Raw genomic sequence first — 6000 nt, forward strand, 5'->3', positions numbered from 1 at the left:
AACTAAGAAGGGAGCCGGAAAATAGAAGGTTCAAATACCACCTTCATTGTATTTTCTTTTTTCTTATTGGAGCTGCTGCCAAAGCTTCTTTATAATGCTCAAGGGGGAAGTAATGAGTAACAAGAGGGGAAAGATCCACCTTGCCAGCTTCCATTACATCCACGGCAATTTGCAGTGTCCGTTTTCTTTCGCCATGAACAACATCGGTTCCATAGGAAAAACAGCCTTTGATCTCCAGCTCATTCAGCCAGATCATCGTCATATCCAGGTTGTCAACAAAGCTTGCCAGGCCAAGAAGAACAATTTTTCCTCCTCTTCGGGTGAAACGGATTGCGTCGTTGAGACTCTTTTTGCTGCCGACACATTCGTAAATGATATCGGCTCCTCCATGAACAATGGGCTCTCCTATGACAGGCTTGAGAACCTCAGCACCGAAAGAATCAGCAATATCTTTAACATAATCCCCTCTTAAGTAAAAAATTTCATCGGCTCCGTATTTTCTTGCTAACTCCTCTTGAAAAGGATATTTTACAAGTACCTTAACGTGACATTGAAAATCAAGGGCTTTCAGGGCAGCCACAAGACAAATGCCGATGACACCCGCGCCAATCACAAGGACAGAATCATTAGGCTTAGGCGGGTTTTGCAAAACGGTATGCAACGCGCAGCTGAAGGGTTCAACTAACACACCATTTTTATCATCCACGTTATCAGGGAGCTTAATAATCTGACTCTGGTGAGCAACAAGATACTCTCCCCAGCTGCCGCCTGTATCCTTGCATGTACCAGTTAAAAGACCTGGAGAAATAATACCATCTTTCATATGGTGGCAAAGATTATAGTTTCCTTGCTGGCATTCATGACACATTGGCTCTATGCCTCGTGCTTCGCATGCGAGTATCGGATCAATCACGACCCTTTCTCCAATTGCTACATCCTTTACGTCCCTGCCGACTTTAGAAACTGTGCCTGTCATCTCATGGCCGATCGTAAATGGAAAGGATATGAATGGAGAGGTAGAGGGACTGTCTTTTAAGGAAATCAAATTTAAATCACTGCCGCATATACCTCCGTACTTCACTTTCACTTCCACCCAATCTTCCTTTGGCAGGGAAGGAGCCTCCACTTCCCTGAGCTGCAAACAGGTAAAGGGCGAGTTGACATAAAAGGAAGGGTTGATTTTTCCTGCAGCTTTACTAAAGGCATACTTTGGTAAATTTAAATCAAACTGTACAGCTTTCATGGCACCACCTGTGTAAGTTAATTTTCCTTGATTCCTTATTGCATAGGAACCTGAGGAATGATCTTCCCTTCAATACGTTCAAAAATATCTTCAAGACTTGTCCCGGTGATCGTTAACCCATGGTTTTTCAACCCCACAACTGTGCGAGAGGGATCTTCTGACTTGCTTACAATATCAGCCACTGCCTCTGCAAGCTCCACTGTTCCGCATGGGTAGTTAAATTCGGTGGCTTCAATGCCGTCCATCCAGGCATGGACGTGGACAATCGCTCCAACCTCAGGGTGTTCTTTATAAATCATCCAGTGCTCAATCGCATCAACTGAGGCCCTTTTTGGTGTAATTTGCGGCGGGATGCTTACCTTCATGGTGTTTTTCTCATCATCATAGCCGGTAATATAAAGAAAGTCTTTTCCAACGTCGTTCATATTTCCTTTATCAATACCGCTTGCGCTCATCCAAAAATGGTTATTATCTTTACGGGCGCTTAAGTTCCATAGCTGAGTCCGCCAATGCCATAAAGCTTTTTAAGATGGCGAATGTCCCGGTCAGATAACACCTCTTCCAAAGGAAACGGAGCAGGAAGCAGGTCCATGCTGTCAAGCTTGGCACCAGATTCTTTTAAAGACCGGGTGACATGATCACCCTGCCACAATTCCTCGGGCAGGTCTTCAACGAAGTCGTTATCAATGACAAGCTGGGAGGAAGCAAGTGGCTCCAATCTTGTAAATACTCTCTCAATCACATTATTTTCCTTTTCCTCGGTAGAAAAAGTGAGGCTGTAGCTTCCCTGTTCAGGTGTTAAGAAATGGACTTCTGTTTCCTTATCACCGTGAGCAATATACATCAAGTGATTAGCTAAGCTTCTGACAAGGTAAGGATAGGCTTCCTTGTGAATATCCTCAGGAGAGCTGTTTGTTTCTGCAATGGAAACAACAAATGTTCCCTGGGCTTTTCGCCGAAAAGGACGAGGAGATTCACGGTCAATCACATTGAAGACCAGGTTAGTGTTGTCTTCAGGTGCTGTAAGATAAGAGTACCCTTCTTTGGAAAAGACGTCTTTCATTCCATTCAAAAGCCACTCGGTAGTTGGGTGTGTTGGCTGCCCATTAAATGCAAAGGTTTTCATTAATGATCCCTCCGTGTCTAGTAGCTGGGTGTATAATAGATGGTGGCGAGTGTATAATGATACTGATTAGGCAGATCATTGTTTCTTTTCCATGTTATAGCAACATTATCTTCAAATCAAAAATGGTTTGTCAAGCAAAGCAAGGGTCTGTGGAGAGAGGAAAGAAGCTTTCTGTTAAGAACAGCTGTATGAGAAAGCTGACAATATTTCAGCTGAATGGTATATCATCAGGTTACGATAGAACGAAACTTGTATCATCATTATTTTTAACCTTGGTCATTTTTAAACGTCTGTTCTAGAGACAGAGACTTATTTACTATATAATTGAACTAGCAAGGGGGGGACAACGTTGTTTTATACAGTACTTAAATTTATAGCGAAAGTTATTATACCTCTGCGGTTTAGCATAACAATAACAGGGAGGGAAAATGTACCGGAAGATGGTCCGGTGATCCTGTCCTCTAACCATATCAATTTTTTTGACCCTGTGTTTTTAGGAATACTCGTTAAACGCGATATACATTTTCTGGCGAAAATAGAACTGTTCAGCAGCCGTTTGACGAGGTCTCTTATGCTGAAGCTCCATACCATTCCTGTAAACAGGCAAAGTGGAAATGCTATTCGTCCTGTAAGAAGAGCTTTAAAGCTTTTGGAAGAAGGTCAGGTTGTCGGTATTTTTCCTGAAGGAACGAGAATTCCAACCGGCAAACGGGTAGAACCTGCCAAAGGTGTAGGTTTTTTTGGAGTGAAAACAGGAGTGCCAATCGTACCAGTGGGGATTTCCTTTTATAAAAAAAAGAATTCTCTGCGAAAGAAGGTAACGATTCACATCGGGAGTCCGATTGAGGTTTCTGCACTTGAGACGGATGACTACAAGGAAGTTGCAAGGCTTGTTATGGACCAGTCAAGAGAGCTTGCCTGGCATCACCCGGAGGCAGCCCTTGAGAGAGGGCATGGAAGAATAGTGGAATAAAGAAAAATGCACGGGAAGACGAATAGTGAACCGGACGTAAAGGAGAACGCAGCATGTTTGGGTTTATTGTGAATAGAGAGTCAGGAAATGGGTATGGAAAAAAGGTTTGGTCACAGGTAGAAAGCACCGTAATAAAGAGAAACATTGAGTATGTGGTGCGTTTTACAGAAAGGCCCATGCACGCCAAAGAAATTGTAGCTGAACTCTTAGAAAAGGATGTAGAGACAGTCATTGTTATCGGCGGAGACGGGACGATTCATGAAGTTGTAAATGGACTAGTATATAAAAATGTTTCTCTAGGTATTATCCCTGCAGGCTCCGGAAATGATTTCGCCCGGTGTCTCGGTGTTCCTTTAGCGTACGAGAAGGCTCTTGAACGTATCTTTGAAAACAGACCGCAGCAGGTGGACCTGTTAAACCTTGGAGAAAGGTACTCCCTTACTGTTGCCGGTATAGGATTTGACGGGCAGGTTGCTAAGAACGTAAATGAGGCACTTTATAAAAAATATCTGAATTTCTTCCGGCTGGGAAGCTTATCTTACGCGATAAGTGTGCTTGATACACTAAGAACATATAAGCCCACAAACATGCAAATTACCGTAGATGGAAAAAAGCTGGACTTTGCAGACGTCTGGCTGGCAGCGGCAGCAAATACGACGACATATGGGGGCGGGATCAAGATCAGTCCTCATTCATCCCACACGGACGGAAAGCTGGACATTTGCGTCGTGCATGGATTAAGAAGGGGAAAACTTATACGCTTACTGCCTAAAGCTTTTAAGGGGAAACATATTTCAGCAAAAGAAGTCACCCTCTTAAAAGGAGAAGATATTTATATTAGCTCAGATCCTCCCGTTCTCGTACAAAGTGACGGTGAACAAGTAAAGCAGACCCCTCTTCACATTACAGTCGAAAAAAGAGCTCTTACCCTGGTGTAAGAGCACCAAGGGGCGGCCTCAAAAGGTACACTTTTGAGGCCGCCCCTATTTCGTTTACGAAAGGAACACAACTTAAAGCAGCTCAGAAATCCACGTAGAAACTCTTTCCTTACCCCGGTGAAACACGGAGCGGCTGCGGTAGCTCTCCCATGTTAACTGCTCTGATTTCTTCATATCACTGCTAAGGGTTTCCTTGACCACTGATATAATGTCAGGATGTAAAAGCAGACAGTTAATTTCATTATTTAGATGGAAGCTTCGCTTATCAAAATTGGCTGTACCTACATCACAAAAATGGTCATCGATGACCATAGCTTTGGCGTGATAAAACCCTTTCGGATAATGAAAAATATTGATACGAGCTTCCATCATATCTTTGAAATAAGGATAGGAGGCTTCCTTGACGAGAGGATGATCTGACTTTTTTGGCAGGAGAATGCTGACTTCCACCCCACGCCTGGCAGCAGTAATCAAAGCTTTTTGCAGCGGCTTTCCTGGTATAAAGTAAGGTGAGCCAATATAAATATAGGAATCAGCTTGATTAATGACTTGAATGAACTTCTTTTCAAGACCAAGGCCGTTGGTCGGCATGAACCGCAGAGGATGGGGACCCTGTTGCAGCACGGGGTAATAGCGGTCATTTGAAGCCGGGATTGTTTGCTGAGACTCTTTCCAGTCAGCAAAGAACTGAGTTTGTAAATCCTGAACGCCATCTCCTGAAATACGAAGCTGAAAATCCCGCCAGAAACCAAACTTCTTTTTTCTTCCTAAGTATTCATCTCCAACATTAAACCCGCCGAGATACCCTGTTTTTCCATCTATGATTGTGATCTTGCGGTGATTTCGTCTGTTAAAAGTAAAGAAAAGGTAAGGGGGGGTAATTTTTCGTGTATAGGCAAATTGCACACCCGCGGCCTTCAGTTTTTTAACATCTTTTTTTGAAAGGTGAGAACCGAGCGATCTGCCATTACTCTTACCTCAATTCCGGCCTTTGCTTTTTCTGTCAACAACTCAATTAATTTACTGCCTATGCTGTCACCTCTGAAAATATAAAAAAGAATATGAATATGATCAACAGATTCTTCAATATCTTTAATGTAAGAAGTAAAAAATTCTTTTCCATCATCCATGAATTGAACACGCCCTTGCCTTTTTGGAAAACGAAGGGTAGCAATGGTATGTCGGTGATTACGCAGGCCAAGGAGAAAGTCCATACGAATCCATGTAAATAAAAGCAATAGGAGTAATAACACCCAAACCATAGAGACACCTCCTTTAGAAAATAAAGAAAAGCAAATGAATAAAAAGGAATTAGAGCAAGAAAGAGAGAATGACTTATATCAACTTCCATCCATCCCTTATTCAGTACTATCGTTACTATGCCCATGAAAAGGAAAAGCAATGAAGGAAGTAATTGGTTAAAAAAATATATAAAATTTTCAGTGACTGAATGTTCATTCATTAACTTTTTTGTTATACTTAGACCATAAAACAGAATATTCGATCCACTGAATGACCAGGCGGGCAAGAAGAAAAGCTTTCAGGAAAGGCTTTTGACGCAGATTGTCAGGCAGGAGGAAAGACCCTCAGGGGAAAGGAGAGAGGAAGTATGGAAACGTTTCTTATTGTAAACTGGATCGCTTTTCTGCTGGTTGTAGGTTATGGACTTTTTCTATTTGCCAGGCTGGTGCTGACTCGTTATGAATATATCAAGATGGGT

At 42.5% G+C, this 6000-nt stretch carries 5 protein-coding genes and 1 pseudogene; 2 read left to right on the forward strand and 4 right to left on the reverse strand.

Translation table 11 applies throughout. The features are described 5' to 3' along the window. Positions 1-43: 43 nt before the first annotated feature. Together JCM19033_RS10760 and JCM19033_RS10765 are read right to left on the reverse strand one after the other, a co-directional pair. Entirely contained in the window at positions 44-1243 is a 1200-nt protein-coding gene (locus JCM19033_RS10760) for a zinc-binding dehydrogenase (protein ID WP_306301314.1), read from the reverse strand. 35 nt (positions 1244-1278) lie between these two features. Then, positions 1279-2369 (reverse strand): annotated as a pseudogene (locus tag JCM19033_RS10765) (class II aldolase/adducin family protein). Between the two features lie 349 nt (positions 2370-2718). Between JCM19033_RS10765 and JCM19033_RS10770 the strand changes: the two are divergent. Then, positions 2719-3342, forward strand: a complete 624-nt coding sequence (locus JCM19033_RS10770) for a 1-acyl-sn-glycerol-3-phosphate acyltransferase (RefSeq protein ID WP_054636312.1) — start codon at positions 2719-2721, stop codon at positions 3340-3342. Positions 3343-3395: 53 nt separating this feature from the next. After that, a complete protein-coding gene (locus tag JCM19033_RS10775) occupies positions 3396-4280 on the forward strand; it encodes a diacylglycerol kinase family protein (protein ID WP_054636313.1) in 885 nt (294 codons plus the stop codon). Between the two features lie 72 nt (positions 4281-4352). Here JCM19033_RS10775 and JCM19033_RS10780 read toward each other — a convergent pair whose 3' ends face one another. Together JCM19033_RS10780 and JCM19033_RS25670 are read right to left on the reverse strand one after the other, a co-directional pair. Continuing rightward, entirely contained in the window at positions 4353-5186 is an 834-nt protein-coding gene (locus JCM19033_RS10780) for a phosphatidylserine/phosphatidylglycerophosphate/cardiolipin synthase family protein (RefSeq protein WP_269758131.1), read from the reverse strand. Positions 5187-5197: 11 nt separating this feature from the next. Continuing rightward, positions 5198-5542 (reverse strand): hypothetical protein, encoded by a 345-nt coding sequence (locus JCM19033_RS25670; protein WP_269758132.1) that lies wholly within the window; start codon positions 5540-5542, stop codon positions 5198-5200. Between the last annotated feature and the right edge of the window lie 458 nt (positions 5543-6000).

Source organism: Thalassobacillus sp. C254, assembly GCF_001310615.1.